Here is a 2,348-nt window from a genome sequence, read left to right as displayed (position 1 = left end):
TCTCAAGAGCACTTCGTGATCACAGATGTCCAAGCCTCTGAATCCGGTATGTATAAGCTTATCTTGCGGGAGATAAAGTAAAGATACGCTTATTTATTTTAAAAAGGTAAAGTCACCCCTTCTCTTCTCAGGAGCACTTCGTGATCACAGATGTCCAAGCCTCTGAATCCGGTATGTATAAGCTTATCTTGCGAGAACAGAAATAATAAGGCACCTTTGTCTAGCAAGCTGTTTTGATTATTGTTATAAAAATATTACGTTCCCACTTGACAATGTGGCGACAATATGAATAATCGAATCAGGTGCCTCAAAAACACCTTAAACCGCAAGCGGATTGGTTACCGAAATAATCAGTCTTCTATACATTAAAGACTTTGACTCATTATATGCTACATGCGTATAATAATATTGTCGGGTGTGGTTACGCTATACAATACCCTTGCGGGGAAAGTGTAACGACGGACTTGTGGCCGTGTTTTTGAGCACCCGGCACTCTTCTTAGAGTGTCAATCAAAAACATCTAACCCACAAGGAGTTCTCATGAACACTCTTATAGAAATATCAGAACAGGTTATTGATCAGGAAACTGTTCAAACTGTTAATGCGCGTGAATTGCATGCGTTTTTGGAAATAAAGTCTGAATTTAGAAATTGGATTAAAAATCGCGTTAAAGAATGTAAATTTCAGGAAAATATAAACTTTATAACTGCGGTAAATTTTTACCGGGGTGGAAAAATAAAAGAATACCACATTACGTTAGACATGGCTAAACATCTTTCGATGATAGAGCGTAATGACAAAGGGCATGAAGCACGTCAATACTTTATCAAATGTGAACGACTTTTGAAACAAGCAGCAACACCACAGATAGCTGCATCACAAGTTGACTACTCTAAACCAGAAGCATTGCTTGGTGTTTTAAATCACTTACAAAGTCAAATCGAGCAAAAGGATAACACTATTGCTGAATTGACTCCAAAAGCAAAAGCTTTGGAAGGTTTAAAGCGCTCTGATGGGTTGTTTGGTCTTATTGAAGCAGCAAAGATGTTAGAGGTACGACCTAAGGATTTGACCGATTACTTGCGTAAACATGATTGGGTGTATCGACGGGCTCCAGGGGCGCCTCTGTTACCTTATCAGGACAAGATCAAGAAAGGATTCATGGATTGCCCTGCTATCACCATTCAAAGACCAGATGGTACAGAAAAGGTGCTGCCTTCAACGAAAATCACATCTAGAGGATTGGCATGTTTGAGAGAGCAAATCCATGGGGGTGTGCAATGAAAGTAGATACCAACTTTTTATGCGATTTATGGATAACGTTGTTTCAGTTTGTCAATTGTGAATATGTCGATGACAAAAATTGTAGTGCTCTGGTTGACATCATGGGCATGGTAGAAAAAGCTTTGATTTTAAAACTTCAAGATGAGGTGCCGAATATTACAAAGATTCTAGCAGTTCTTACAGGTTTTGGAACTTCAGAACTACCGCATAGCATGAATCCGTTATTGCAAGCTTATGCTCCTACTTTGGAAAGTCCTGTTGTAAAAGCTGCTTAACTTAAAAACACAACTCCCCTCCCTATCGTTAAAGGTAGGGAGTGGTTAAACCCTACATTCAAATTTATTGATTTTGGCAAATTCGTCTGCTTTTTCAGTTTGTAATATACTAACGTCATAAGCAGCTTGCATGTTAAGCCAAAATTCAGCAGTAGTATCAAAAAAATAGGCTAATCTTAGTGCTGTATCGGGAGTCACTGGACTATTTTCAGCAACAATACGTTCTATCCTCGTGCGTGGAACATTTAATGCTTTTGCAAGAGCATAAGCAGAGAGAGCATATTCTTTTAAATATTCCTCTCGTAAAATTTCTCCGGGATGAATCGCTATATAATTTTTCATCTCGACCTCCTACAGATCAATGATAATCTACGATTTCAACTTCATAGGCACCATTAGAGCGCCATTCAAAACAAATACGAAACTGGTCATTAATACGGATAGAATATTGACCTTTACGCTCTCCTTTCAACGCTTCTAGACGATTTCCCGGAGGACTGCGCAAATCTTTAAGATCAACTGCTTTATCGAGCATAAACAACTTTCTTTGGGCTATACGCACTAGAGTGGTGGGAAAGCCTCTGGGCAGATTGCCTTCTAAAAGATCTTTACACCGCTTATCAGCAAAAGATTCAATCACCAAATCACCTTTATTCGTTCTTTTACGTATCATAACACGATACCAATATAAAGAAAAGGATAAATGTTAAATAACAGGAGCCCCCATGCATCCGAGAGAGACGATAAGAGAAACATTTGTTGCTTTGATAAAGGCAGCAAAGACGGCAG

General features: G+C 38.8%; 4 protein-coding genes. 2 read left to right on the top strand and 2 right to left on the bottom strand.

What is annotated here, in order from left to right; all coding sequences use genetic code 11:
- Positions 1–540: 540 nt before the first annotated feature.
- Positions 541–1,284 (top strand): antA/AntB antirepressor family protein, encoded by a 744-nt coding sequence (locus tag ACFIQC_RS09600; RefSeq protein ID WP_375707116.1) that lies wholly within the window; start codon positions 541–543, stop codon positions 1,282–1,284.
- Positions 1,281–1,559, top strand: coding sequence for a hypothetical protein (locus ACFIQC_RS09595; RefSeq protein ID WP_375626971.1), 279 nt, complete (start codon positions 1,281–1,283; stop codon positions 1,557–1,559). The genes ACFIQC_RS09600 and ACFIQC_RS09595 overlap by 4 nt, the downstream gene beginning before the upstream one ends.
- A gap of 45 nt (positions 1,560–1,604) precedes the next feature.
- On the opposite strand, the gene ACFIQC_RS09590 is transcribed toward ACFIQC_RS09595, so the two are convergent.
- On the bottom strand, positions 1,605–1,901 hold the full coding sequence (locus ACFIQC_RS09590) for a HigA family addiction module antitoxin (RefSeq protein ID WP_004861504.1): 297 nt from the start codon (positions 1,899–1,901) through the stop codon (positions 1,605–1,607).
- A gap of 16 nt (positions 1,902–1,917) precedes the next feature.
- Positions 1,918–2,232, bottom strand: coding sequence for a type II toxin-antitoxin system RelE/ParE family toxin (locus ACFIQC_RS09585; protein WP_375610725.1), 315 nt, complete (start codon positions 2,230–2,232; stop codon positions 1,918–1,920).
- Positions 2,233–2,348 lie beyond the last annotated feature (116 nt).

The sequence above is a fragment of the Bartonella sp. AA126HLJHH genome (assembly GCF_042197425.1).
Taxonomy (GTDB): Bacteria; Pseudomonadota; Alphaproteobacteria; order Rhizobiales; family Rhizobiaceae; genus Bartonella.
The sequence above is the reverse complement of the archived record's forward strand: the minus strand, read 5'-3'. Positions and strand labels throughout refer to the sequence as shown.